We start from the raw sequence: 667 nt of genomic DNA, 5'->3' as shown, positions 1-667 counted from the left end.
GAGTATCAAACGCCCGATGAGGTGTACTACGGGCAACCGATAGCCTTGGCTAGCCTGAGCCAGGGAAACAACCGGATCATAGCTTAGTGACACCATCAGGTTGTCCAACTGATCGGGTCCACCTCAGATCTTGGCGAAGCCCGCTGCGGTACCAGCGATGCCGCCGAAGCCCAGCACGCCGGCGAATGCGCGGGGTCAAGTCTTGCCTTTTGCTGCCCAGAGAATGAAGGGGCAAGCGCTGAAATGCCCGTTGCAGGCAAATCTGAGATTTTCCTCGAGGCGTCTGCTTACCTCATCCTTTCCACTTGCCATCCCGCTAACAACGCCATAGCATTCCCAGTGCTTTAAAAAGGACCCAAGGACACACAGGACAAGGAAGCAGTCGCAATGTCCTACGAGCTCTACGTAACGGGCGGCTATGGCTTTACCGAAGCCATACTGCCCAGGTTGTTGCATCCGTCTAATGCCGTGGATGTCGCCCGGGATTATTTCACCCGGGGCTACCAGGGCCACCATATCGACTTGCCGCCGGATGCGGATTTTTCGCAAAGCGGCAACCTGACCGACACCCAGAAACGCAAGCTGCTGGACGACCTGCAGGAAGGGCGACTTGTGCTCGCCAGCCGCTATGGGCCTGGTTTTGAACTGTTCACGGAATCCAGGGCGA

The 667-nt window shown here is 57.1% G+C and carries 1 protein-coding gene; it reads left to right on the top strand.

Annotated features, from left to right (window positions below):
• Nucleotides 1-387: 387 nt before the first annotated feature.
• Nucleotides 388-667 (top strand): hypothetical protein (locus EZI54_RS24005; protein ID WP_131484354.1); only part of this gene is annotated, 280 nt, incomplete at its 3' end.

This window comes from Marinobacter halodurans (assembly GCF_004327985.1).
Classification (GTDB): domain Bacteria; phylum Pseudomonadota; class Gammaproteobacteria; order Pseudomonadales; family Oleiphilaceae; genus Marinobacter_A; species Marinobacter_A halodurans.
This window is presented reverse-complemented; position numbering and strand designations above follow the sequence as displayed.